Raw genomic sequence first — 24,846 nt, forward strand, 5'->3', positions numbered from 1 at the left:
CCCCAAACATGAACAGCAGGTGACCAACGAAGGTACAGGGGGAAGGTTAACAACTAGCCAGACACCTTCCCCGCCCCACCGCCCCGGTCAGAGTGCGCGGAGCAGCACCAGACAGCGTGGAGGCAGCGGCACGGTCGCACCGGCCTCGACCTCGGTCACCATGCTGTTGCTGGTGTCCAGAACCACCTCGTAGGCCGGCGCCCACGACGCATCCGGTACGACGACCTCCCGGACCTCGGAGGTGGCGTTCAGCGCGAGCAGGAACGAGCTGTCCGTCAGCGCGTTGCCCTCCGCATCGGTGGCCCGCAGCGCGTCCCCGGCCAGGAACATGCCGATCGTGCGCAGGTTCCCGTTGTGCCAGTCGGACTCGTTCATCTCGCCACCGTGCGGTGCGATCCAGGACAGATCCTTCCGGCCGCCCGGTACGACGGGCTGTCCGGAGAAGTAGTGCCATTGCCGCAGAGTGGGGTGTGCCGACCGCAGTGCGATCAGCTTCTTCGTCAGAGCGAGGTGGTCGGCCCACTGCTCCGGTAGTGACCAGTCGAACCAGGAGATGTCGTTGTCCTGGCAGTAGGCGTTGTTGTTACCGCCCTGCGTCCGCCCGCACTCGTCGCCCATGGTGATCATCGGTACGCCGGTGGACAGGATCAGCGTGGACATCAGATTCGCCATCTGCCGTTTCCGCAGCGCAATCACGGCAGGATCGTCGGTCTCACCCTCGGCACCGCAGTTCCAGGACCGGTTGTCGTCGGTGCCGTCCCGGTTGTCCTCGTGGTTGTCCTCGTTGTGCTTGTGGTTGTAGCTGACGAGGTCGCGCAGGGTGAAGCCGTCGTGCGCGGTGACGAAGTTGATCGACGCATACGGGTAGCGGCCGTCGTCGCCGTACAGGTCGCTGGAGCCGGACAGCCGGTAGGCCAGGTCCTTCACGCCGTCGGAGGTGTTCCGCCAGACGTCCCGCACGCTGTCGCGGAACTTGCCGTTCCACTCCGACCACGGAGTGCCGAAGTTGCCGACCTGATAGCCGAAGTTGCCGACGTCCCAGGGCTCGGAGATGAGCTTCACCTCGCCCAGAACCGGATCGGCCGCCACCTCGGACAGGAACGGGTGGTCGACCAGATCGACCTCGTGCCGCTCGTTGCGAACCAGCGTGACGGCCAGGTCGAACCGGAACCCGTCGACGCCCATCTCCTGGACCCAGTACCGCAGCGAGTCCATCACCAGTCGCCGGACCTGCGGATGCGAGGTGTCGACCGAGTTGCCGGTGCCGGTGACGTCGTACATGGTGCCGCCCGGGCCGAGCCGGTAGTACGCGCGGTTGTCGATCCCTCGGAAGCTCAGCGTCGGCCCGTCGAACCCGCCCTCGGCGGTGTGGTTGTAGACGACGTCCAGGATCACCTCGATGCCGGCGGCATGGAATGCGGCCACCATGGCCTTGAACTCGGCCACCTGCTCACCACGTGTACCGGCCGACGAGTACTCCGCATGCGGAGCGAAGAAGCCGAGGGTGTTGTAGCCCCAGTAGTTCGGCAGACCGCGCGCTGCGATCGCAGGCTCGGTCAGGAACTGGTGGATCGGCAGCAGCTCGACCGAGGTGACCCCGAGGTCCTGCAGGTACGCGATGACCGAGGGGTGCGCCAGACCGGCGTACGTGCCGCGCTGATGCTCCGGTACGTCGGGATGCAGCTTCGTGAAGCCCTTGGTGTGCAGCTCGTACACAACCGTCTCGCCCCAGTGCACCGGCTTGCAGATCGGCGGGGGTGGCTCCGAGTCGCCGACAACGACACTCACCGGGACATGTCCGGCCGAGTCGCCATCCGACGAGTCGTAGATCAGCGGACTGGCGAAATCGAGTGAGCCGTCGACAGCCCGCGCGTACGGGTCGAGCAGCAGCTTGGACGGGTTGAACCGCAGCCCGTGCGACGGGTCGAACGGGCCGTGCACGCGGTACCCATACCGCTGGCCGGGGCCGACACCGGCCACGAACCCGGTCCAGAACTCGCCGGTGTGCGCCAGGTCGAGATTGCGCTGACTGCCGTCGTCGGCGATCAGCGCGAGCTCGACCCGCTCGGCGGCCGGGGCCCACAGCGTGAACGTCGTTCCATCGGTCTGGACCACTGCCCCCAGCCGCGGCCCGAGATCGCCGGCTGGACCGGTTGCGGTCGGAGTCGCGGTCGTGTCAGTCACCGGCACATTCTGCACAAGTCCTCTCAAATGGTCGCATCTGCCCGGGAAGTGATCGTGAGACGGTGGTTGTGAACGTCTGTGCGCAATGATAGGCAAGGATCGTTACTAAGTTACGACATACTTCCCAGACTCAGGTGAGGGTCTCAATGGCGGAACAGCTGGCCGATCTGCGTGTCGGTCTGATCGGCGCGGGCAATATCGCGCACGTGCACGTAGCCGCGTGGAAGGCGCTCGGCGCCCACCTCGTGGTCTATTCGGTCGAGGGGGCCGAGACGCTGGCCAAGCAGTACGGGCTGGAGGTGGCGCCGTCGCTGGACGCGCTGCTCGCCGAGGTGGAGTTCGTCGACATCGTCACCCCGTCGCCGACCCACAAGGACATCGCGCTGGCCGCGATCAAGGCCGGCAAGGACGTGATCTGCGAGAAGCCGCTGACGCTCACCGCGGCCGACTCGCACGAGGTGCTGGCAGCCGCCGAGGCCGCCGGGGTGAAGGTCTACCCGGCCCACGTGGTGCGTTACTTCCCCGAGTACAAGGCCGCGTACGACGCGCTGCAGGGCGGACGGATCGGTGCGGTCGCAGTGGCCCGCTTCTTCCGGCAGGCCTCGTCGCCGGCCGGTGCGGGCTGGTACCGCGATGTCGCCCGCTCCGGCGGCGTGGTCATGGACCTGATGATTCACGACCTCGACCAGGCACAGTGGCTGTGCGGCAAGGTCACCAGCGTGTACGCCGTCCAGAACCCGCCGACTGTGGACGGCATCAGCCCGGTGAACGTCTCCGCGCACGTGACGCTGACCCACGAGTCCGGTGCGATCTCGCTCTGCCGGGCGACCTGGGGTGTGCCCGGGACCCCGTTCCGGACCGGCTTCCACGTTGCCGGTGCGTCCGGCGTACTGAAGCACACGTCTGGTGTGGACACCGGGTTCGTCGAGGAGCTGCAGAAGGACGCGGACACTGCAGACCTGCTGATCCCGGCCGCTGCGCTGGGGGAGAGCCCGTACCTGACCCAGCTGCGGGAGTTGGCGATCGGTCTGCGTGGTGGGCCAGAGCCGCGGGTGCTCGGCGCCGACGGCGTTGCAGCCGTTGACCTCGCCGAAGCCGCTCGGCTGTCCATGGAGTCCGGCAAGACCATCGAGCTGAACGGAGCAGTGGCATGAAGGTTGCAATCGCCTCGTTCGCTCACACCCACGCTGGTTCGTACGCCTACCTGCTGGGCCAGATGCCTGAGGTAGAGGTGCTGTCGGCTGACCCCGACGGCGCAGCGGCGCCTGACGCTGGTCCGCGCGGTGCGGAGCTCGCGGAGAAGCTCGGTGTGCCCTATGTGGACTCGTACGACGAGCTGTTCGCATGGGGACCGGACGCTGTCGTGGTGACGTCCGAGAACGCCGGCCACCGCACACTGGTCGAGCGGGCCGCAGCAGTCGGTGCACATGTGCTGTGTGAGAAGCCGTTGGCCACTGAGGTCGCAGATGGTCAAGCCATGCTGGATGCCTGCGCCGCAGCGGGCTCCATCCTGATGATCGCGTACCCGGTGCGCTTCGCGCCGTCGTACCTGCGGCTGCGAGCCTTGGTCGAAGCAGGCCGGCTCGGCGACGTCTTCGCCGTACTGGGCACCAACAACGGCAAGATCCCGTACGACGCTCGCCAGTGGTTCACGGATGCCACGCTGGCCGGTGGTGGTGCGCTGGTCGACCACACCGTGCACTGTGCGGATCTGATCGACGGTCTGACCGGGGGAGCCTCGGCTGCGCGCGTGTATGCCGCTGCGAACCACGTGCTGCACCAGGACAAGGGCGTGCAGGTCGAGACCGGCGGACTGGTCACCATCACCTACGACAACGGGCTGCTGGCAACGATCGACTGCTCGTGGAGCGTTCCGGACAACGGCCCGACCTGGGGCGGTGTCTCGCTGCAGGTCACCGGCACGAACGGTTCGGTGGAGATCGAGCCCTTCCTGCCGCATGTCGGCGGAACGGATGGGAACGGTGAGGTCTTCCTGGGCGTCGGCGGCAATCTGGACGAGTCGCTGCTGGGCACCTTCCTGAGCGCGGTCCGCGAGTCCGGTCCGCCGGTCCCCGGCAAGACGCCTGCCGTCGTACCGCAGCCGGATGGTGCGGTCGGCCTGCGCACGCTGCAGATCGTGGACGCTGCTCGGCGATCTGCCGTTTCCGGTCAGCCCGTGGACCTGTAGTACGGTTCCGGATGATGTGACCGGTGGGTAGTGAGAAGGAGGACGTAATGGGCGAGTTCGTCAACCTGACCGTGAGTGATGGTGTCGGCACGATCCGGCTGGATCGGCCGAAGATGAACGCCCTGAACGTCCAGGTGCAGGACGAGATCCGGGCCGCGGCCGAGGAGGCGACGGCGAACGACGACGTCCGCGCCGTGGTCGTGTACGGCGGCGAGCGGGTCTTCGCCGCCGGCGCGGACATCAAGGAGATGGCCGGCATGTCGTACGCCGACATGGTCAAGCGCTCCGGTCCGCTGCAGGCCGCCCTGTCCGCCGTGGCCACGATCCCGAAGCCGACGGTCGCAGCCATCACCGGGTACGCACTCGGTGGTGGCTGTGAGCTCGCGCTGTGCACCGACTACCGGATCGCCGCCGAGGACGCGAAGCTCGGCCAGCCGGAGATCCTGCTCGGCGTGATCCCGGGCGCCGGTGGTACCCAGCGGCTCGCGCGCCTGATCGGCCCGTCGAAGGCCAAGGACATCATCTACACCGGCCGTTTCGTCGACGCCGCCGAGGCGCTGCAGCTCGGCCTGGTGGACAAGGTCGTCCCGGCCGCCGAGGTGTACGACGCCGCGGTCGCCTGGGCCGCGCAGTTCGCCAAGGGAGCCGCGCTCGCGCTCCGAGCGGCCAAGGAGTCGATCGACGCCGGACTGGGCGTCGACCTGGCGACCGGCCTGGAGATCGAGCGGCAGCAGTTCGCCGCGCTGTTCGCCACGGAAGACCGCACCATCGGAATGAAGTCGTTCGTCGAGAACGGGCCTGGCAAGGCCGAATTCAAGGGAAAGTGACATGACCACCTCAGCCGAGAAGCCCGCTGCCACCGCCGAAGAGGTCGAGGCGGCGTGGAACGACAACAAGCTGGCCCAGGTGCTCTACCACGACTGGGAAGCCTCGACGTACGACGAGAAGTGGTCGATCTCGTACGACGAGCGCTGCGTCACCTATGCGCGCGACCGGTTCACCGCGATCGCCGGTGACCAGGGCTGGCCGTACGGGAAGTCGCTCGAGATCGGGGCCGGTACCGGCTTCTTCACGCTGAACCTCAAGCTGGCCGGCGTGATGGACGAGGCCCACGTCACCGACCTGTCGCCGGGCATGGTCGAGGCGGCCAAGAAGAACGCCAAGACGCTGGGCTTCGCGGTCGAGGGCCGGGTCGCCGACGCCGAGAAACTCCCGTGCGACGACGACAGCTTCGACCTCGTCATCGGTCACGCGGTCATCCACCACATCCCGGATGTCGAGCTCGCGTTCCGCGAAATGCTCCGCGTCCTCAAGCCTGGCGGCCGTTTCGTCATCTGCGGCGAACCCACCCGGTACGGCGACTTCGTGGCGCGCCGCCTGTCCCGCTTCACCTGGTGGGCGACGACCAATGTCACCAAGCTGCCAGCCCTGTCGGACTGGCGACGCCCGCAGGCCGAGCTCGACGAGTCCTCCCGAGCCGCTGCTCTGGAAGCCGTTGTGGACCTGCACACCTTCGACCCCGACACGCTGGCCCGGACGGCCAGCCGCGCCGGCGCCGTACAGGTGAAGACCGTGACGGAGGAGCTCACCGCCGCCTGGCTGGGTTGGCCCATTCGGACGTTCGAGGCCGCCGTACCGGAGGAGAAGCTCGGATTCGGCTGGCGGATGTTTGCGTACAAGTCGTGGCTGCAGTTGTCGAAGGTGGACAAGGTTCTGTCCACCGTTGTCCCCGACGAGCTGTACTACAACGTCTCGATCACCGGAGTAGCGCAGTAGGGTAAGTAAATGCGGTTGCTGTCTGTGGCGAATCTGCGCTGGGTGGTGCGCCACCGGGCGTGGACGCCGTACTACCTCAAGCGGTACTGGCGGTTCGCCTGGTTCAAGCTCAGGCACCGCCACGTCATCACCGAGGGTTTCGTCTTCCTGGGCAAGAAACTCGAGATCGCGGCCCGGCCCGGTCACGGCCGGATCATCCTCGGCAAGTGGGTGCACCTCGGTGACGAGACCCGGTTGCGCGCGCACGAGGGCACGCTGCGGATCGGCGACAAGGTCGTGTTCGCCCGCGAGGTCACGGTGAACTGCTACCTGGACATCGAGATCGGCGCGTCCACGCTGATCGCGGACTGGACCTACATCTGCGACTTCGACCACAAGACCGAGGATCTCGGGCTGCCGATCAAGGACCAGGGGCTGGTGAAGTCGCCGGTCCGGATCGGCCCGGACTGCTGGCTGGCCACCAAGGTCACCGTCACCCGCGGAACCGACCTCGGCCGCGGCGTGGTGATCGGCGCGAACAGCGTTGCCCGTGGCAACATTCCTGCGTACGCCGTCGCCGCCGGGGTTCCGGCCGTCGTCGTCGCCGATCGCACCACCCGCTATGCCGCCGACGCACCGCGCCGTGCCTACCTGGCCGGCCTCGCCGAGGTGAACGCCAGCACCGCCGCCCAGCTGCGTTCCGGCCTAAACGGTGCCGAGGGGTTCTCAAGTTACTCACCAGTCGGGCACTATGTCCCGCACGACCGGATGGCCGTCGGAGAGGAGACGCAGCGTGGCTGAGCACGCCAGGCCCGGGGGATCCGAGGCCGACCCGGTCCGCGCTACGTTGGACCCAGCGCTGCAAACGACTGACGACGTGACAACGACCGCCGCGCCGGCCCCGATCGCCGGGGCCCGGCGCAGGTTGTCGCCGCGGCCGGTCCCGGTCAGCCGCCGGAGGAAGGCGGCCGCACCGGTCCCGGGCGCAGGTGAGGTACCGAACCCGGCTGAGGAGATGGGTGACGTGGGCAACGACGACAAACCGAAGGCGGCCGCGGCCGCGAAGGCACCCGAGGACACACCAGCGGCCGGGACGACCACGACCAAGACGGCCAAGCCGCGGACGGCGGCCGAGATCGTCGCCGAGCAGAAGGCCCGCGAGGAGGCCGCGGCTTCGGCTGCGTCCGGCACTGGGTCTGAGTCCCGCCCGGACGACACTGCGGCGACCAAGCCGGTCAGCCGGGTGACGACGGCGACGACCAAAACTAGTGCCACCCCCGCCAAGGGATCCGGCGCGGGCAAGCAGGCGCTGAGTTCGGTCGGTTCGGGTGTCCGGCAGCTGCGCAACTTGCTGGCTTCGTTGATCTGGCTGGTCGCCGTGCTCGCCGCGGCCCTGCTGGCGCTGGGCGCGCTCTTCACCGCACTCGACCAGACCAACCAGAGCAACGAGATCGTGCGCTGGGTGCTGGAGCGCGGGCACGACCTGGTCGGCCCGTTCAAGGACTTGTTCCGGCTCGAGACCGCGAAGAACACCCTGCTGGTGAACTGGGGGATCGCCGCGCTCGTCTACCTGATCGCCGGCAAGATCCTCGAGCGCTTCATCCGTCCGTAGCTTTCACGGCCACCAGGATCAGGTCGAGCGACTCGTCGATGTCGCCCGGCCTGATCTCGAAGTCTCCGTACGTCGTGCTGGTCACCAGCTCGCGCAATCCCGCGGGCCACTTGTCGTGCGGGCCTGCGAGTTGAGCGTCCACACACGATCCGTGCTCCGCTTCCCAGGCCTGCAGGCGCTCTCCGTGATGCAGGCCGAGCGTGTGCGTGATCTCGAACTCCGGCTCGACCAACTCGGTGAACTCCGCCATCGTCAGCTCACGCGTGTGGTACCAGTTCCCGCTCGGGAAGGTCAGCCGGTTCGGCGTGCTCAGTACGGCGATCCCGCCCGGCGCGAGGATTCGCGCGCACTCGGTGACGAATCGCGGCTGCTCCCACAGGTGCTCGATCGTCTGCAATGACGTGAGCAGCCCGAAACTCGCATCCGCGAACGCGGTCTGGACGAGGTTGCCCCGAACCACCCGCACCTGCGGATACACCCGCCGTACGTGCTGCAAGGTGTTGTCCTCGTAGTCCAGCCCGAATACCGGCTCCGAACCAGCAGTCCGGAGCAGCTCGGCGCCGTACCCCTCACCGCAGCCCGCCTCCAGCACTCGGCCGGCCACCGGCAGCAGCTCCGCCACGATCCACCGGTACGCCGCTTCGTGGCGTGCGAACCAGTAATTCTCGTGCCAGATCCCTGGCGCGGTTCGCTCTCCGGTGAGGGTCAATGTCTCGGTCACGCGGTCAGCTTATGCACAGCGGCGGTGTCCGGGCCCGCCCGCCCGAACACCGCCGCTGTTGGATCTGTCGCCTAGTGCTTGTCGTCCAGGCCCTCCACGTCGATCTGCTCCTTGCGGACGGTCTCGGTGACGTTCTCCTCGCCGCGGACGGTCTCGGTCTCGAGGCCGACGCGCTCGACGGCAACCGTCTCCTTGCCGACGACCGGACGTTCCTCGTGCAGCACGACCTCGCGGTCCTCGTCGCCGAGGTCACCAGGCCGGGCCTCGCCGTCGGCTACCGGTTCGCGGACCACGTGCACTTCCTCGTGGCTCACCGGCACCGTGACCTGCTGCTCCTCGGTCACGACGTGCTTGTGCAGGCTGACCCGCCCGGTCTCGACGGTCTCGGTCCCCGCGTGCAGCCGCTCCTCGTGCCGGACCATCGACCCGTCCTGCTCAGCCATGCCGTCTCGCCCGGGCATGCCGTCCCGCTCGGTCATGCGGCCGGTCGGCGCCGTACCGGCGTTGGTCTGCGGCAGTTGCAGGCCGTAGTAGCGGTACAGCTCCGAGGCTTCCCCGGCGCTCAGGTGGCCACCGGCGTCGATCCGCGGCGCGTCCTTGATCTTCGACTTGGACGTTGCGAGGTGCAGTCCGTCCTTCTCGACGTGGGCACCGTCCAGCGGCACGAAGGTGTGCTTGGTCCCGAACAGCCCCGTGTTCACCGTGACCCACTCCGGGCGTCCGCTCGTGTCGGAGGTGTAGAGCGTGCCGACCGACCCGACCTTGTCCCCGGCCGCGTCGTACGCCGTCTCGCCCACGACTTGCTCGATTCCCTGCATGGTCATCGTTATCAACCCCGTGTCGTTGTTTGCGCGTAGCAACTAACGCCGGGTCCGGTGCCCGGCCTCCTGAGGGGCAAACAGTCGTTTGGAAAGCTGTTCGGATAACGGTCGGGGCCGCTGAGAGGGGTGTGGCGGACGCCTCGGCCGCGACCCGGTGTCCGCCGCTGAGGCGACCGGATAGCCTGAGCTGGATCGCCTCACGGGGCCGGCGGTGTGATGGGACTCGCACGTGGCATATGTTTCCCGCGAGTAACATCCGTGGCAGGCTTGGAGAGACCGTTAACCAGAAGGGGTCCCACACGTTATGAAGATTGTCGTCTGCGCGAAGTTCGTGCCGGATGCCACGGCGGACCGCCGCTTCCGCCCGGAGGACAACACGGTGGACCGTGCCGGTGTGGACGGGCTGCTGTCCGAGCTGGACGAGTACGCCGTTGAGACCGCGCTCACCGTGAAAGAGGCCGGTGACGCTGAGGTGACCATCCTCACCGTCGGGCCGGAGCAGGCTGCGGACGCGGTGAAGAAGGGCCTGCAGATGGGCGCCGACGCCGGCGTGCACGTGCTCGACGACGCCATCCACGGCTCCGACGCGGTCGCCACCTCGCTGGTGCTGTCGAAGGCGCTGGCCAAGCTCGAGGCCGACCTGGTCGTGTTCGGGATGAGCTCGACCGACGGCGGCATGGGTGTCGTGCCCGCGATGGTGTCGGAGCGCCTCGGCCTGCCGGCCGTGACGCTGGGCTCCGAGGTCACCGTCGACGGCACGACCGTGCGGATCCGCCGCGACGGCGACACCGCGAGCGACACTGTCGAGGGCACGCTGCCGCTGGTGCTGAGCGTCTCCGACCAGGCGAACGAGCCGCGGTACCCGTCGTTCAAGGGCATCATGGCCGCGAAGAAGAAGCCGGTCGAGACCTGGTCGCTGGCCGACCTGGAGATCTCCCCGGACCAGGTGGGTTCCTGGACCGAGGTCATCGAGGTGACCGCGCGCCCCGCGCGCACGGCAGGCACCATCGTGACCGATGAGGACGGCTCCGGTGCGGGCCAGCTCGTCGAGTTCCTGTCCACCAACAAGTTCCTCTGAGGGGCGAGCAGTCTTATGTCGAACGTTCTGGTTCTCGTTGACCACACCGCGGGCGTCGTACGCAAGACGACCGCTGAGCTCCTGACCATCGCCCGCCGTCTCGGCGAGCCCGTCGCGGTCTTCATCGGCGACGGCGTGCAGGACGCCCTCCCGGCACTGGGTCAGTACGGCGCCACCAAGGTGATCGCGCTGACCAATCCGGAGCTCTCGCAGTACCTGGTGTCGCCGAAGGCCGAGGCGCTGCAGCAGGTGGCGGCCAAGATCGAGCCGTCGGCGATCCTGATCTCGTCGAACGCCGAGGGTAAGGAGATCGCGGCCCGGCTCGCGGTCAAGCTCGAGTCCGGCCTGATCACGGATGCTGTCGACGTACAGGAGGGGCCGGTCACCACGCAGTCGGTGTTCGCGGGCAACTTCACGGTCAAGTCGAAGATCACCAAGGGCATCGCGGTCATCACGGTGAAGCCGAACGCGGCGACTCCGGAAGCCGCGGAGACCTCGCCGGAGGTCGAGGAGTTCGACGTGACGATCTCCGACGCCGCCAAGACCGCGCGCATCACCGAGTCGAAGCCGCGCGCGGCGACCGGTCGCCCGGAGCTGACCGAGGCGGCGATCATCGTCTCCGGTGGTCGTGGCACCGGCGGTGACTTCGGTCCGGTCGAGGCCTTCGCGGACTCGCTCGGTGCTGCTGTCGGTGCGTCCCGCGCCGCGGTCGACTCCGGCTGGTACCCGCACGCCTACCAGGTCGGCCAGACCGGCAAGACCGTGTCGCCGCAGCTGTACGTCGCCGCCGGTATCTCCGGCGCGATCCAGCACCGGGCCGGCATGCAGACCTCGAAGACGATCGTTGCCATCAACAAGGACAACGAGGCGCCGATCTTCGAGCTGGTCGACTTCGGCGTCGTCGGCGACCTGCACAAGGTTCTCCCGGCCGCCACCGAAGAGGTCACCAAGCGCAAGTCCTGAAGTTCATTGGCATAGCTCAGGTTTGAGTACAGCGTGGCTGACCGTTCTGGTCAGCCACGCTGTGTATTCCTCGGCGGACCAGCCGCGCGTCTCGGTCAGATGCCGGTAGTTGCTGACGTGGTTGAGTAGCCAGAGTTCATCCGTGGCTCGCTCGACCGTCAGCCCGTCGCGCAGGTGCCCGTCGTCCGCGAGCCGCTGGGCGAAGTTGCGGGTGACGTGCCAGTGTTCCTCGAACATGCGGTCGCGCAGTGCGGCCAAGGTCTCGTCGACGGCCGCGCCGGCCTCGATCGCCGCGATCAGCCCCGCGATCCGCTGCCGGATCATCAACCCGGTGCGGCTCGCGAAGTGGATCCGCTCGACCGGGTCGGCGATCTCGAACTGCTGCTGGTACCAGTCTCGGTCGACGACCGGCACCTGGTCGTCGACGCCGCCGGCCAGCGTGCGGTGCCAGACGTTCAGCAGCAGGTCGGTCTTCGTCTTGAAGGCCAGCTTCACCGTGGCCAGTGACACGCCGGCCTCCTCCGCCACCGCGGGCAGCGTCGTCCGGACGAAGCCGCGGGTGGTGAACATCTGCTCCGCCGCATCCAGTACGGCGGTCCGCGTCGCCTGCGCCCGGCGTTCCCGAACGGGCGAGTCGTAGCGGCGGGGGTTGACATTGTCGGCCACCCGGCTACGGTAGTCCGTAATTGACTAGCCTCCAAGGCTAGCGAATTTCGGAGTGTCTCTGGGGGACGAGATGACGACACCGATCCAAGCGGCCTGGTGTGCCGAGATCGACTATCAACCGCTGGCCCACCAGTCGGTGCTGACGAGTGAGCTGCAAGTGCAGGCAACCGCGGTCCGGTGGGGTGACCGCGTGCTGGACATCGCCGCTGGGACCGGGAATACCGCACTCGCGGCAGCTCGCCGCGGTGCCCGGGTGACGGCCTCGGACTTCAGTCCGGTCGGCCTGGAGCGCGCCGTACGACGTGCTGCGGCCGAGGGCCTGTCGATCGACACCGAGCTGGCGGATGCGCAGCAACTGCCGTTCGGGGATGCGACGTTCGACGTCGTGCTGTCGACGTTCGGGGTGATGTACGCGCCGGACCAGCAGCGTGCCGCCGACGAGCTGCTGCGGGTGTGCCGGCCGGGCGCACGGATCGGACTGGTGAGCTGGTGCGCGACCGGGCTGATGGCAGACCTGCAGGCTGCGCTGGCCGCCGTACTGCCGCCACCGCCGCCGGGTGTGCCGTCGCCGCATCTGTGGGGGACTGAGCAGCACTACAAGGAGCTCTTCGGTGACCGCATCGAGGTGACCAGTTCCGACGTACTGACGCAGGACTTCTTTGCGGAGTCGGCAGGGGCTCAGGTTGCGACCATGCTGACGCACCTACCGCCTTGGCGCATGTTGTATGACCGGTTGGAGCCGTCGGCGCAGTCCGCCTTCGTAGCGGCGGCTGAGGGCGCGTTCGTGCGTGGTAATCGAGCTACCGACGGGACTCTGCTGGCCGGCGCGCAGTACCTCCAGATCGTTGCCACCGCTCTCTAACCCGTACCGCCTGCCGGTCATGCTGCTGTTGTGTGAAGATCGGCAGGTGGCTGACGAGGAGCGGTTCTGGTACGAGGAAGGGCTGCCGCCGGCCGAGCTGGCGTTCCACCGGCTGCATGGTCCGTGGAAGCGGTCGACGCCGGCTGATGCGCTCGCGATGCTGAGCCGGTACGACGGGGACTGGTGGGTGGCCGGGGGATGGGCGATCGACGCGTTCACCGGCGTGCACCGCGAGCATGAGGACGTCGATGTGTCGCTGTGGCGGCGCGATGTCGAGAAGCTCCGCGTCCACCTGCGCGGGTCGTACGACCTGTGGTCGAACGCCGGTGGGCGGTTCCAGCCGCTCACCGACAAACAACCCGAGTACCCGGCAGACGCGGAGCAGATGTGGCTGCGCAAGCATGCGCTGTCGCCGTGGGAGTTCGACGTACTGGTGAACCCGGATCGCAACGGCCGCTGGGTGTTCCGGCGCGATCCGGCGCTCGACTTCGCTCTCGAGGACGTCACCTGGCGGGCGCCCGACGGGGTGCGGTATCTCAACCCTGAGGTGGCGCTGGCCTACAAGGCGAAGCAGGCCAGGCCGAAGGACGAGCAGGACCTCAACGCTGCACTCCCACTGCTGTCAGACGACCAGCGCGTCTGGTTGGCCGACATGATCGACCACCTGCACCCCGGCCACCCGTGGCCCGCCCGGATTCGTTAGGACGCTGGGCGGACAGCCGCCTGGAGTTCCACGACGACCTGCTCGGGGTCCTCGGTGCTGACGCGGATGTCGCGATAGACGCCGTACGACTGGAGGCCCTGTTCGTCCAGTGCGACGTCCAGCGTCCGCCAGGTGTCGGCGATGCCTTCCGCCGGGCCCTTGTAGGTGACAGACGCTCCCTGCGGTACGGCGGGGATGTCGGTCACGTCCAAGCCGGCCGCACCGGTGTCCGTCGCGCCGACCGCGATCCCGACCGAGACGTCGATCTTGGAGCCGTCCGGACGGCCGTAGTACGTGTGGATGCGCTGGCCGGAGAGCTGCAGCGCGTCCAGCTTCTCGGTCAGTGCAGCCACAGCGCCGCCGATCTCGGACTCGTCGTTCACCTCGGCATGCAGGTGCAGCAGGCGCAGGGCGGGCAGGGGGCCGAGCTGGAGGGTGCGGTTGGTCATGGTCAGTCCTCTTTCGATCGATCGGAGCCGCCGCTCGACCTCCGTCAGCCGTTCCGCGTCCGCAGTCATCCGCTGCTCGAGCTGGGCACGCCTGAGTCGCAGCATTCCGCGCAGTTCCTCGACTGGTAGCTGTTCGTCGAGAATTGCGCCGCACTGCTCCAGCGTGAACCCCAGCTCCTTCAGCGCGATCAGACTGTCGACACGCCAGATCTGTGACAGGGCATAGAACCGGTGTCCGGTGTGCGGGTCGACGCGCTCGGGCACAACCAGCCCCAGTGCGTCGTAGTGCCGCAGCATCCGCACCGAGATGCGGGTGTGGCGGGCGAGGTCTCCGATACTCAACATGGTTCCTCCAGAGAACTGCCTGACACCGTGTCAGCTGCAAGTACCCGCAGCTGGAGCATCGCCGCGAAGCGCGAGTCCGGGTCGTCGAGGTCCAGTGCGCCGACCTCCGCGAGCCGCCGCAGCCGGTACCGGAAGGTGTTCGGATGCACGTAGACCGCGGCCGCAGCAGCGGTCACATCACCGAAGGCATCCAGCCAGGCCCGCAGTGTCTCGACCAGTGTGGCGTTGTGGTCCCGGTCGTAGGCCACCAGTCGCGCGATCGGTCCGGTCAGCTGTTCACCCCGTGCCTCGACGAGGTCACGCAGTTCCAGCAGCAGAGCCTCCACCTGTACGTCGGCCAGCCGGGCCACGCGCTGTGAGCGCCGACTGGTCCGCAGCACCCGGAGTGCGCGATCTGCGCTGGCCCGTGCCTGTGGCAACCGCACAGCCGCCCCGACACCGATGATGGCGCCGGACCGCTCGCCGACCCGGTCCAGGAAGTCCTGAGCGACCCGGGCAGCGCGCTCCTCGCTGTCCGTCGGCACCAGCCCGTAGGTCACATCACCGACCAGTGCTGCCGCTGACCTTGGAAAGACCGCACCGAGGTGCATCGCGAACGCATCCGCCAGCCGTTGCCGCTCACTGGCCGCTGGTGCTGCCAGTGCCAGTACGACGAGGGCCCGGTCGGCCAGGCCGAGTCGGTCGAGTGCTTCTCGGGATCCGTCGAGCGCCGTACTGACCAGGTCGGCGCGTAGCCGGCGTTCGACATCCGCACCGGCGCGGATGTGCAGCATGTGCAGGGCGACGACCTTGGCGGCGTCACGTAGCGCCTCAGAACGCTCGTGGGTTAGTGGTTCGCGCACAGCGACCCAGATAGACCCCAGGACCTCGTCACCAGCTCGCACTGCGACCGCCACGCGTGGAATCGCGCTCTCGGGCTCAGTGGCCGGCATCGGTGCCACGTAGACCGGCTGGTCGGATCGGTAGAGCTCTCGGAAGACTCCGCGTTCGGACAGCAGCCGGGAGTAGCGTTCAGGGACCTGTCGGCCCAGGACTGTTTCGACGCGCGCAGTGTCGGCCTCGTCCTGACGTCCGGAGAAGGCGAGCACCCGTGAGCTGCGGTCCTCAATGGTGACCGGTGCGTCGAGTAGCGCGGCAGTGGCGTTCGCCAGCGCGAACAGATCGCCGGATGGCATGCCGCCGAGCGTCTCTGCGTCCGCAACGCCCACGTCGAGGACTGACCGCAGCAGGATGCCGAGCTGGTCCCAGGTGGCGCCTCTGGTCAGTGCGAGGACGGCCACGCCCGTTTCGGCGACGGTTTGCTCGTCCACGGTGACCGGACTGCGCAGTACCAGCCCAGCCGCGTGCTGACGGCCGAGGTCACGCAGTACTCGACTGATCTCCTCTGGGTCGTACAGACCGACCCCGAGGACGAGCGCATGCTGGGGGAGGACCGGGTCGTCCAGCGGGTCGTGAATGACAACCCCGCCGATCGGCTGGTCCGGGTCGCCGGCCACGAGCTCGAGCAGGGTTGCGCCCAGGTCGTCCAGTACGCGGCCGAGGCTGGCCCGGGGTCGTTGTGTCACCCAGCCATTGTGCATCCGGACAGATATTGTCCTTGCCTTTGTCGATTTGTACAGCGTGAATTCCTACAGGGGCAGCCATTGTAGGGATCCATCGAAGATGTCGGTCCGACCGGTGTCGTTGTCGGCCAGATGTCCGGTTGTGGAGGTGGGTTTCGGGAGCGGTTGGCGGGGTTCGGGATTCCGTCGTGGTGGGGTCGATCGTGGTTCCGTCCCGGTCGAGACCCGCGGCTCCGAGAATCGAGTGACGCACGTCATGATTGACCTTGACCTGAGGTCAAGGTGGACGGTTCTCGCATCGGCAAGACGCCGAAGAGAGTCGAGCGCTTCGAAGGAGCGAACCACCATGACCACCACCGTTTCCAACCAGACCGCCGACCGTCTCCAGCGGGCGATCGAGGCGATCGTCGAGCCCGGCATCATCGGGCTGTCGGTCCGCGTCAACGACAAGCAGGGCGAGTGGGTCGGCACCGCCGGGGCGGCCGAGGTCGGCGGGAACGTGAAGCCGCCTGCCGACGGGCACATCCGGATCGGCAGCAACACCAAGACCTTCACCGCGACCCTGGTGCTTCAGCTCGTGGCCGAGGACAAGATCGGCCTGGACGACCCGGTCGCGGACCACCTGCCCGAGTTCGGGATCGACCAGCGGATCACGGTGCGGATGCTGCTCCAGCAGACCAGCGGCCTGTTCAACTTCACCGGCGAGGTCTACGAGGATGGCTCGATCGTGTTCGGCATCACCATTCCTTACGGCCCCAACGGTCAAGAGTGGCTGGACAACCGGTTCAAGACCTACCGGCCACAGGAGCTGGTCGAGCTCGCGTTGTCCAAGCCTGCGCGGTTCGAGCCCGGAGCGGGCTGGAGCTATTCCAACACCAACTACGTCCTGGCTCGCCTGCTCATCGAGAAGGTCACCGGCCGTACCGTCACCGAGGAGATGCAGCGGCTGATCCTGACCCCGCTCGGCATGTCGCACACCGTGGTCCCGGATGACGCGGAGATCGCCGAGCCGCACGCCCACGCCTACTACCAGTACGACGAGGACGGCGGGCCGCGTACGGTCGACATCACCCGCCAGAACCCCTCCTGGGTCTCCGCCGGCGGTGACATGATCTCGACCACCGAGGACCTTCACACGTTCATCGCCGCGCTCACCGGCGGCAAGCTCCTCCCGGACGAACTGCGCGAGGAGATGTTCACCCCGCGTGCGACGGGCATCCCGAACATGGACTACGGGCTGGGCGTGTTCGTGCTGACCACTGACGACGGCGCCACCGTCATCTCCCACAACGGCGCCTCGGTGGGCCACGCGGCGCTCATGTACGCCACCCCCGACGGGTCCAAGACCCTGACCGCCGCGCTGAACTGCGTGGACGACGCGAACCTCACCGTCGCCGCGGCGTTCCAGGGCGCCCAGCAGCGCCTCCTCAACGAGGTATTCGGCAACGGGCACGCGTAGACCACGAGAACCGTCGCCGCACCGAGCTCGCCGAGCCCGGCGCGGCCGGTCTCCGCACCCCGCAGTGGCACACGCGATCAGCGCCCCCGGACACTTGACAGGATGAGCAGATGCACAACGGAGTCACGATCGGCCAGGCGGCCGCGTTCGTCGGCATCACGATCAAGACGGTGCGGCACTACCACAAGCTCGGCCTGGTCACCGAACCCCGACGCGACGGCTCCGGATACCGGCGGTACGGATCGGACGACCTGCTCAGGCTGGTGCAAGTCCGGACCCTGGCCGCGGCCGGGGTACCGCTGGCCGAGATCGGACCCCTGCTCGACGCCGACTCCGCGCTGTTCGCCTCCGCGCTCGTCCAGGTCGAACGACAGCTCGACGAACACATCGCGGAGCTGACCGCGCGGCGCGCCATGCTGCACCGCCTCGCCGACGGCGACCGGGCGCTGCTGCCCGACCGCGCCATGGCCCTGCTGGAGCGGATGCTCGGCCTCGGATACTCCGAGGACGAGGTCGCGGCCACCAGGGAGGGCTGGGTGCTGGCGCGAGCCCTGGTCCCCGAAGACTTCGACGACTACCTCGCCCAGTTCGAGCATGCCCTGCAAGACACCAGGCTCATCGCCCTGACCAGGCGCATCGCCGAAGCCGCGACCTGGGAGGCGGACGACCCCCGCATCGACCGTCTCGCCGCCGATGCGGCCGACCACTACCTGGCCGACCCTGCACTGCTCAAGACCGTCACCAGCATGCAGGCACGGACCGACACCGCGCCCCGGTACGCGATGATCGCCCGCCACGGTGACAAGCCGACACCGGCCATGGCACGACTGTCCGCGCTCTTCGAGTCCAGACTCCGCGCCGCCGGCGTCCGCATCCCGAGGTCCGACCCCCGTTGACCGCGAAGCGAACCGGCCGCCGCAGCATGCTCAGCGAGGACCTGTCGGACTACCTGTTCGCGCGCAGCAGCGGGCACTTCGCCTCGCTCATGTCGCTGATCGGCCGAGGCTGCTACCGGGCGATCAAGACCGGCACCGAGACGCTGACGGTCGACCTGCTGGACGCCGTGCGCATCGACCAGGCCGCTGAGACCGCCCGAAAGCACCTGGCCGCCGCGATCGACGCCGGACTACTGACCTACCAGAGCTGGGCCGTCAGCGGCCCGCCGGTCAACTATTGGTCGACAACTACGCTGCCCAACCGACAGCTTGAGGGACTTCCTACAGGGGTAGCCATTCGGTGGAGGTGGTGAACTCCGCCAACTGGTCGGGCAGCGGGTCGACACCGATGCCTGGGCCGGTCGGTACGGTGAGGTGGCCGTCCGCCAGGGTGAACGGCGCGGTGATGTCGGTCTGGTAGTAGCGCGACGACGCGGAGGTGTCACCGGGCAGCGTGAAGCCGGGCAGCGCGGCCAGTGCCACGTTCGCGGCGCGGCCGAGCCCGGTTTCGAGCATGCCGCCGCACCAGACCGGGATGCCGTTCGCCACGCAGACGTCATGGATCCGGCGGGACTCCAGGTAACCGCCGACCCGGCCGGGCTTGACGTTGATGATCGAGCACGCGCCCAGGCTGATGGCCGCAGCGGCCGCGCGGGCCGACGTGATCGACTCGTCCAGGCAGATCGGCGTCTTGACCTGCCGGGCCAGCTCCGCGTGCCCGAGGATGTCCTCCTCGTCGAGCGGCTGCTCGATCAGCAGCAGGTCGAAGGCATCGAGCTGGGCCAGGTGCCGGGCATCCGAGACGCCGTACGCCGTGTTGGCGTCGACCTGCAGCAGGATGTCGCCGTACCGCTCCCGGACCGCGGCCACCGGCTTGAGGTCCCAGCCGGGCTCGATCTTCAACTTGATCCGGAGATAGCCCTCGTCAATGTATTGATCCACTGCAGTCAACAGTTGATCAATGGAGTCCATGATGCCGACCGATACCCCACACGGCACGCGGTCGTGCACTGCGCCCAGTTCGCGCGCCAGCGACCGGCTCTCGGTCCGCAGCTCGGCATCCAGTACGGCGGTCTCCAGAGCAGCCTTCGCCATCCGGTGCCCGTGGAACTTCGCCAGCGCCGGCGCGACCTGGGTGGCTTCCGAGACGTTGGCCACTGCGGGCACGAGGTACCTGCGCAGTACGTCGATCGCGCCGTCGACGTACTCCTCCGAGTACAGCGGTCCGGCCATGGCGACGCACTCGCCCCAGCCCTCGGCCTCAGTGCCGACCGCCCGGACCAGCAGCGCGTCCCGCGTGACCTCGGTCCCGAACGACGTCCGGAACGGTGACACCAGCGGTAGCGACACCCGTCGCAGTTCGACTCCGGTCAGCTTCATGCCACTCCCTCTCGTTCGACTACGTACCATCCGGTCCGATCGAAGCCGGTGACTCGCGCACCGTCAGCCAGCAAGCCACCGAGCACCTCACGCACCGCCAGCCGCCACTCCTGAGCCGCAGCGAAGTCTGTTGCCCGCAAGCTCTCCACATCACCCGGTACGGCGATCGCCACCGGCCCGGCCGTCGGCAACTCGGTGCGGATCGGCCGACCGTCGCTCCCGCGATCCAGCGCGATGGCTGTCGCCGATGACTCGGCACCACCGACCGGCTCGTCGATCTGCCAGCGCACCAGCAGCCGGTCGCTCTCGTCCTCGCCGTTGATCTCGTCGCGCATCTGACCGTAGAAGTTGGTCAGGTACTCCTTCGGCCGCGCACCGAGCTTCACCAGGTTGAAGTACGCGTTGCGACGGATCAGCGGATCGAATGTCCACTCGATCGCGGTGAGACCGCGCTGGAGCGCCCAGTCCCGCTGGTGCAGCTTGAGGGCGAACCCGACGTTCCGACTGCGCGCCTGCCGGGACACACCGGCCACATGACTGTGCAGAGTCCGCTCCGACGGCGCACCGAAGAATCCGAAACACGCGCCGACCAGCTCGGTGCCGTCGTACGCACCGCTCACGTAGTTGCCTGCATTGGACATGGCGCGCAGCAGCTCAGTGGTGACGGGCGGATTGTGCGGGTCCGGCCGCCAGATGCTGTCGAACAGCCGGTACACCGCTTCCAGATCGGCGAGTTCGGTCAGCTCGCGGACCTGGATGGTCATCGCCGCCCCAGCAGGTCGGCGATGAGCGCCGTGAGCAATGCGGTCCGTGGGGCGATCTCGTCGACGATGACGTGCTCGCTGTCCGCATGGGCGCCGCCGCCGACCGCACCGAGCCCGTCGAGAGTCGGCGTACCGATGCCGGCGGTGAAATTGCCGTCGGACGCACCGCCGACCGAAACCGCGCGCAGGGGCGGCTGCCCGAGTTCGGCCGCCAGCCGCGACGCCCGCTCGTACAGGTCCTCAGCCATCTTCCGCTCGAACGGCGGTCGGTTGGGGCCGCCGATGAGCTCCAGTACTGCTTCGGGGAGGACGGGTCGGAGTGCGCGCATCGCCTCGTCTACCCGGAGCTGCTCCGCGACGGTCCGGGCGCGGGCGTCCACCAGGAAGCTGGCGGCGGCTGGGACGGTGTTGCGCGTCGTACCGGACACCAGCTTGGTCGGTGTGACCGTCGTACCCAGTGTTGGGTCGCCTAGCTCGTTGATGGCGAGGATCTGGTGTGCTGCCTCGATGCTGGCGTTCACACCGAGCTCTGGCTCCAGTCCGGCGTGAGAGGCGCGGCCGGTGATCCGGAGCTCGTAGTTGGAGACGCCCTTGCGTTCCAGCTTGAGTGCGCCGTCCGCCGATGCCTCCAGCACGAGTGCGGCCACACAACCGGCCGCCTCGGCCTCGATCAGCGCCCGGGACGACGGTGACCCCAGCTCCTCGTCACCGGTCACCAGCAGAGTGATGCCGCTGGGATCGGGGAGTGCGGCGATGGCGTGGAACGCCATCACCACACCGGTCTTCATGTCGAAGCAGCCCGGTCCGCGCATGATGCCGTTCTCGATCTGGAACGGGTGGGTCGCCAGCGAGCCCAACGGCCAGACAGTGTCGTGGTGACCGACGACGAGTACCTGTGTCGGCCCGTCGCCGAACTTCCAGCGCAGGTGCGTCCAGCCGTCGATGACGACGTACTCCGGTGCTTTGCCGAGTCGCTCGGTTCCCAGCTGGGCAACGACATCCGCACTGGTCGCAACCGCGACCTTGTCCGCCGACGGCGACTCGCAGGTCACCAGGGTCTCGATATCCGCGAGCAGCTCCATCAGTCCACCTTCGGCGTCGCGCGGGCTTCGAGGTGCAGGTACTTCTCGCCGCCCGGCAGTGAGTAGAACGTCACGGCACGCCACTTCAGCTCACCGTCCGACTGGATCGCGAACTGGTCCCCACTGTCGTCGACTGCGATCAGAGCGCGCTCCTGCGTCACCTCAGGCACCAAAGCAGCAAGCGGTCCGGTGACAGTGCTGCGCAGGACTGCTTCCCCATCGCGGACCAGTACCTCGTGCGTCATGCCGGCGCGCTCATAGCGTCCGGTATGCCGCTTCAGGTCGACAGTGGGCGGAGTCGTCGGCGGTGACAGAGGCGTCGGCATCGTGAGATCGGCCAACTGGTCGAAGATCTCGCGAAACAGGTCGTCGTACAGATCTCCGGCGCCGCCGCCGTTGGTCAGCAGCGTGATCGCCAGGCCCTCGGCGGGCAGCATCCGAAGGAACGCCGCCTGGCCGATCGTGCCGCCGTCATGGCCGAGCACCAGCTGCCCGTCCCACGTACACCGCATCCAGCCGAGTCCCCACGAGTCGACCGACTTGGCGGGTACATCTGCCTGCTTCGCGGCCATCTCGGCGACCGCTGCCTCGGAGAGCGGTCGCTGACCGTTCGGAGCGAGCCCGCCGTTCAGATGCAGTCTGGCAAAGGCCAGCACGTCGGCGACTGTCGACGAGATGAGCCCTGCTGGTCCCGCGGAACGCTGCAGACTCCAGATCGGAGCCAGCTGGTCCGGCTTGACGTGTCCGACCGCGGCGCGGTGCAGCAGAGCCTCCTCGGGCAGCGTGACCGTGTGCTCCAGCTCTAGCGGCGCGATGATGCGCTCCCGCAGTACCTGGTCCCAGGTCTTGCCGGTGAGCTTCTCGATCACCCGTCCGGCCAGAGAGAAGCCGGAGTTGCAGTAGGACCAGGTTGCCCCGAGCGGGTGGTTCTGACTGACGTTCGCCAGCAGCTCGACGTACTTCTCCAGACAGTCGTCACCACGTCCGGTGTCGTCGAACACATCGCCGTCGATGCCACTCGTGTGCGTGAGCAGGTGCCGCATGGTGACCTGCTTGGCGACATCCGGATCACTCAACTGCAGTTCGGGCAGTACGGCGACCAGTGGGGCGTCCAGGTCGAGTAGTCCCTCCTCGACGAGCTGCATCACCAGAGTGGTCGTCCAGACCTTGGTGATCGAGCCGATCTGGAACAGCGAGTCCGTAGTGACCTCAACACCGGTCTTGATGTTCAGCACGCCGGTCGCGGCCTGCACCAGCTCGTCCCCGCGCAGGATCCCGAGCGTTGCACCAGTCACGCCGTGCTTGGCTGCCAGCGTGGTCAGTCTGCGTTGCCAGTGCGCCGCATCGATTCGCGGACGGCGCGGTCCGGTCGCACTACCGGCGTACTGCTCGACCCACTCGAGCACTCGGCGGTTGAAGTCGAGGCGGTGCGATGGCTTGCCCTGCAGGATGAAGAGGTGATCCGCTTCCGGGTAGAGGACCAGCTGGGCGGGCACACCGCGTTCCCGCAGTGCGGTGTGCCATTGCTGCGCCTGCCCGAGCGGACAGCGGCGGTCGGCGTCGCCATGGATGATCAGGGTCGGCGTCTGGACCTGATCGATCTGGGTCATCGGTGACATCGCGGCCAGGTCGCCACCGGCCAGCTCGAAGGCCGTCAGGTAGTGCCCGAGGTCAGAGGTGCCCGTCATGCTGGTCAGGTCGCTGATGACTCCACCGGTGACAGCCGCCGCGAACCTGTTGTCCCGGCTGGTCAGGTAGCACGTCATGAAGCCGCCGTAGCTGTAGCCGGCGACTGCGAGGCGATCCGGATCAGCGATGCCTTCGGCAACCAATTGGTCGATCGGCTCGAGGAAGTCCTTGCCGTCGGACGTCCCCCACCCGTTGATCACGCCGGTGAAGAACTCCTCGCCGTACCCGTCACTGCCGCGTGGGTTCACCAGCAGCACACTCCAGCCGCGAGCGACCAGCTCCTGGTGGTAGCCGTGCACCTCATCGGCTCCAGCGCTCCAGGCGCCGTGCGGACCGCCATGGATGTCCAGGAGCAGCGGCTGCGCTCCTGTCGCTGCAGGGTCGCGGATCAGCCAGGCCGCGACCACAGTCCCGTCCGAGATGGTGAACTCGCGCTCGACCCGACGGAAGTGCTCCACCTCCTTGAGCTTCTCGCCGTACGACGTCCGTGTGCTGCTCGCCCCGGATTCCAGGTCGATGGCGATGACTTCGCCGTACGACGTCTCGGTGGTCAGCATGGTGGTCGCGACTCCGCCTGCCACGCTGAGACCGGAGATGTTGTGACCCGCCTCGCCGAGGACTCGGGTGGGGGAGCCACCAGCGACCGGTACGGCGTACAGGTGGGTGCAGCCGCGTTCGCGGGCGCAGAACAGGACGGTGTTGCCCTCGTCGGCCAGAACCGGCGGACCGCCCGGGTACGCCGGTCCACCGACCATCACGTTGCGGTCGAAGGACTCCGCCAGCTCAGTCACTCTGCCGGAGGCTAATTCGAGCCGCAGTAGGCGACTGTGTCCCACCGGCCCGTGCAGGTTGCCGACCAGCAGCAGGGACTCGCCATCAGCCGTCCAGCTGGACGCCTCTACCTGTCCATCCGCCAGACCGACCAGGCGGGGCGTGGCCTTCGCATCGGACGCGTCCAGCACGTACGCCGGTGCTTTCGCGGTCAGATCCGCATCTGGCGCAGTAGCTGCCCCGAATGCCAGCTTCGTACCGTCAGGTGACCAGGCGGGGTCTCCGGCATGCCAGTCACCCTCAGTGGCCTGTCGGAGCTGCTTCGAGGCGACCTCCAGCACGTGGATGTGCTTGCGGACAGTCTTCAGCCAGCCGGCGCCGTCGGACTGGTAGTCCAACCGGTCCGTGACGATCGGTGCGTCCTCGCCGCCGCCTTCGACCGGAGCGGTGTCGACTGGTGCGCTGAAGGCGATCCGCGTGCCGTCCGGACTCCACTTCGGTGCACCAGCGCCCAGCGGGAGTGTTGTGAGCTGCTCAGGCTCACCGCCGTCGCTGGGGAGCACCCACAGTTGGGCCGGCCCGTCCTTTGCCCGCAGGAACGCCAGCTTGCTGCCATCCGGTGACCAGACCGGCGATCTGTCGCCGTCGGATCGCGTCAGCTGCCGTGGCTCGCCACCTGCCGCTGGGACCCGCCAGAGGTTCCGCAGGTCGCGGTCGGCCTTCAGGTCGGTGGTCCGCAGGACGTACGCGATCTGGCTGCCGTCGGGTGACAGCGCGGGCTCCTCCGGGACGGCGAGCTCGGCCAGGTCGTCGATGCGCAGACGTCGGGTCACGAAGTCCTCCTCAGATGCGGCAGC

The 24,846-nt window shown here is 67.8% G+C and carries 23 protein-coding genes; 13 read left to right on the forward strand and 10 right to left on the reverse strand.

Annotation, left to right across the window (positions count from 1 at the left end; translation table 11 throughout):
• Positions 1–87 precede the first annotated feature (87 nt).
• Positions 88–2,184 (reverse strand): glycogen debranching protein GlgX, encoded by a 2,097-nt coding sequence (glgX, locus tag ACFCV3_RS29470; RefSeq protein ID WP_376035315.1) that lies wholly within the window; start codon positions 2,182–2,184, stop codon positions 88–90.
• Between the two features lie 146 nt (positions 2,185–2,330).
• On the opposite strand from glgX, the gene ACFCV3_RS29475 reads away from it, so the two are divergent.
• The 6 genes from ACFCV3_RS29475 to ACFCV3_RS29500 all read left to right on the forward strand — a co-directional run bounded on the left by ACFCV3_RS29475 (position 2,331) and on the right by ACFCV3_RS29500 (position 7,739).
• Positions 2,331–3,338 carry a Gfo/Idh/MocA family protein gene (locus ACFCV3_RS29475; protein ID WP_376035317.1) on the forward strand — a complete coding sequence of 336 codons (1,008 nt, stop codon included), beginning with the start codon at positions 2,331–2,333 and terminating at the stop codon, positions 3,336–3,338.
• Complete coding sequence (locus ACFCV3_RS29480; protein ID WP_376035318.1) at positions 3,335–4,372, forward strand: Gfo/Idh/MocA family protein; 1,038 nt, start codon at positions 3,335–3,337, stop codon at positions 4,370–4,372. Before ACFCV3_RS29475 ends, ACFCV3_RS29480 begins: the two co-directional genes overlap by 4 nt.
• Positions 4,373–4,419: 47 nt before the next feature.
• Complete coding sequence (locus tag ACFCV3_RS29485) at positions 4,420–5,199, forward strand: enoyl-CoA hydratase/isomerase family protein (RefSeq protein WP_376035320.1); 780 nt, start codon at positions 4,420–4,422, stop codon at positions 5,197–5,199.
• 1 nt (position 5,200) lies between these two features.
• Positions 5,201–6,148: a class I SAM-dependent methyltransferase gene (locus ACFCV3_RS29490; protein WP_376035322.1), complete on the forward strand. Its 948-nt coding sequence runs from the start codon at positions 5,201–5,203 to the stop codon at positions 6,146–6,148.
• A 9-nt stretch (positions 6,149–6,157) separates the two neighbouring features.
• On the forward strand, positions 6,158–6,928 hold the full coding sequence (locus ACFCV3_RS29495; RefSeq protein ID WP_376035324.1) for an acyltransferase: 771 nt from the start codon (positions 6,158–6,160) through the stop codon (positions 6,926–6,928).
• Between the two features lie 76 nt (positions 6,929–7,004).
• Entirely contained in the window at positions 7,005–7,739 is a 735-nt protein-coding gene (locus ACFCV3_RS29500; RefSeq protein ID WP_376035326.1) for a hypothetical protein, read from the forward strand.
• On the opposite strand, the gene ACFCV3_RS29505 is transcribed toward ACFCV3_RS29500, so the two are convergent.
• Positions 7,726–8,460, reverse strand: coding sequence for a class I SAM-dependent methyltransferase (locus ACFCV3_RS29505; RefSeq protein WP_376035328.1), 735 nt, complete (start codon positions 8,458–8,460; stop codon positions 7,726–7,728). The genes ACFCV3_RS29500 and ACFCV3_RS29505 overlap by 14 nt on opposite strands.
• Before the next feature lie 71 nt (positions 8,461–8,531).
• Complete coding sequence (locus ACFCV3_RS29510; protein WP_376035329.1) at positions 8,532–9,284, reverse strand: YsnF/AvaK domain-containing protein; 753 nt, start codon at positions 9,282–9,284, stop codon at positions 8,532–8,534.
• A gap of 301 nt (positions 9,285–9,585) precedes the next feature.
• On the opposite strand from ACFCV3_RS29510, the gene ACFCV3_RS29515 reads away from it, so the two are divergent.
• Together ACFCV3_RS29515 and ACFCV3_RS29520 are read left to right on the forward strand one after the other, a co-directional pair.
• A complete protein-coding gene (locus ACFCV3_RS29515) occupies positions 9,586–10,359 on the forward strand; it encodes an electron transfer flavoprotein subunit beta/FixA family protein (RefSeq protein ID WP_376035331.1) in 774 nt (257 codons plus the stop codon).
• Between the two features lie 15 nt (positions 10,360–10,374).
• Positions 10,375–11,322, forward strand: a complete 948-nt coding sequence (locus ACFCV3_RS29520; RefSeq protein ID WP_376035332.1) for an electron transfer flavoprotein subunit alpha/FixB family protein — start codon at positions 10,375–10,377, stop codon at positions 11,320–11,322.
• Positions 11,323–11,325: 3 nt separating this feature from the next.
• Here the strand turns inward: ACFCV3_RS29520 and ACFCV3_RS29525 are convergent, their stop codons facing one another.
• Complete coding sequence (locus tag ACFCV3_RS29525; protein WP_376035334.1) at positions 11,326–11,988, reverse strand: TetR/AcrR family transcriptional regulator; 663 nt, start codon at positions 11,986–11,988, stop codon at positions 11,326–11,328.
• Between the two features lie 70 nt (positions 11,989–12,058).
• On the opposite strand from ACFCV3_RS29525, the gene ACFCV3_RS29530 reads away from it, so the two are divergent.
• Entirely contained in the window at positions 12,059–12,850 is a 792-nt protein-coding gene (locus ACFCV3_RS29530) for a class I SAM-dependent methyltransferase (protein ID WP_376035335.1), read from the forward strand.
• 46 nt (positions 12,851–12,896) lie between these two features.
• Entirely contained in the window at positions 12,897–13,553 is a 657-nt protein-coding gene (locus tag ACFCV3_RS29535) for a nucleotidyltransferase domain-containing protein (protein WP_376035337.1), read from the forward strand.
• On the opposite strand, the gene ACFCV3_RS29540 is transcribed toward ACFCV3_RS29535, so the two are convergent.
• Together ACFCV3_RS29540 and ACFCV3_RS29545 are read right to left on the reverse strand one after the other, a co-directional pair.
• Entirely contained in the window at positions 13,550–14,347 is a 798-nt protein-coding gene (locus tag ACFCV3_RS29540) for a MerR family transcriptional regulator (RefSeq protein ID WP_376035339.1), read from the reverse strand. The genes ACFCV3_RS29535 and ACFCV3_RS29540 overlap by 4 nt on opposite strands.
• Positions 14,341–15,912 (reverse strand): PucR family transcriptional regulator, encoded by a 1,572-nt coding sequence (locus ACFCV3_RS29545; RefSeq protein ID WP_376035341.1) that lies wholly within the window; start codon positions 15,910–15,912, stop codon positions 14,341–14,343. The genes ACFCV3_RS29540 and ACFCV3_RS29545 overlap by 7 nt, the downstream gene beginning before the upstream one ends.
• 343 nt (positions 15,913–16,255) lie before the next feature.
• On the opposite strand from ACFCV3_RS29545, the gene ACFCV3_RS29550 reads away from it, so the two are divergent.
• The 3 genes from ACFCV3_RS29550 (at position 16,256) to ACFCV3_RS29560 (ending at position 18,617) form a co-directional block, all read left to right on the forward strand.
• The gene (locus tag ACFCV3_RS29550; RefSeq protein WP_376035343.1) at positions 16,256–17,368 is read left to right on the forward strand and encodes a serine hydrolase domain-containing protein; all 1,113 of its coding nucleotides are present in this window, start codon (positions 16,256–16,258) and stop codon (positions 17,366–17,368) included.
• A gap of 110 nt (positions 17,369–17,478) precedes the next feature.
• A complete protein-coding gene (locus ACFCV3_RS29555; protein WP_376035345.1) occupies positions 17,479–18,264 on the forward strand; it encodes a MerR family transcriptional regulator in 786 nt (261 codons plus the stop codon).
• Positions 18,261–18,617, forward strand: a complete 357-nt coding sequence (locus ACFCV3_RS29560) for a hypothetical protein (protein WP_376035347.1) — start codon at positions 18,261–18,263, stop codon at positions 18,615–18,617. Before ACFCV3_RS29555 ends, ACFCV3_RS29560 begins: the two co-directional genes overlap by 4 nt.
• On the opposite strand, the gene menC is transcribed toward ACFCV3_RS29560, so the two are convergent.
• The 4 genes from menC to ACFCV3_RS29580 are packed head-to-tail and all read right to left on the reverse strand — an operon-like array spanning position 18,586 to position 24,822.
• Positions 18,586–19,683, reverse strand: a complete 1,098-nt coding sequence (gene menC / locus ACFCV3_RS29565) for an o-succinylbenzoate synthase (RefSeq protein WP_376035349.1) — start codon at positions 19,681–19,683, stop codon at positions 18,586–18,588. The two genes, ACFCV3_RS29560 and menC, sit on opposite strands and share 32 nt — an antisense overlap.
• Positions 19,680–20,447 carry a GNAT family N-acetyltransferase gene (locus ACFCV3_RS29570; RefSeq protein ID WP_376035351.1) on the reverse strand — a complete coding sequence of 256 codons (768 nt, stop codon included), beginning with the start codon at positions 20,445–20,447 and terminating at the stop codon, positions 19,680–19,682. The genes menC and ACFCV3_RS29570 overlap by 4 nt, the downstream gene beginning before the upstream one ends.
• On the reverse strand, positions 20,444–21,529 hold the full coding sequence (locus ACFCV3_RS29575; RefSeq protein ID WP_376035353.1) for a M20 family metallopeptidase: 1,086 nt from the start codon (positions 21,527–21,529) through the stop codon (positions 20,444–20,446). The genes ACFCV3_RS29570 and ACFCV3_RS29575 overlap by 4 nt, the downstream gene beginning before the upstream one ends.
• On the reverse strand, positions 21,529–24,822 hold the full coding sequence (locus tag ACFCV3_RS29580) for a serine hydrolase (protein ID WP_376035355.1): 3,294 nt from the start codon (positions 24,820–24,822) through the stop codon (positions 21,529–21,531). Before ACFCV3_RS29580 ends, ACFCV3_RS29575 begins: the two co-directional genes overlap by 1 nt.
• Positions 24,823–24,846: the final 24 nt, after the last annotated feature.

It is taken from the genome of Kribbella sp. NPDC056345 (assembly GCF_042262745.1).
Taxonomy (GTDB): domain Bacteria; phylum Actinomycetota; class Actinomycetes; order Propionibacteriales; family Kribbellaceae; genus Kribbella.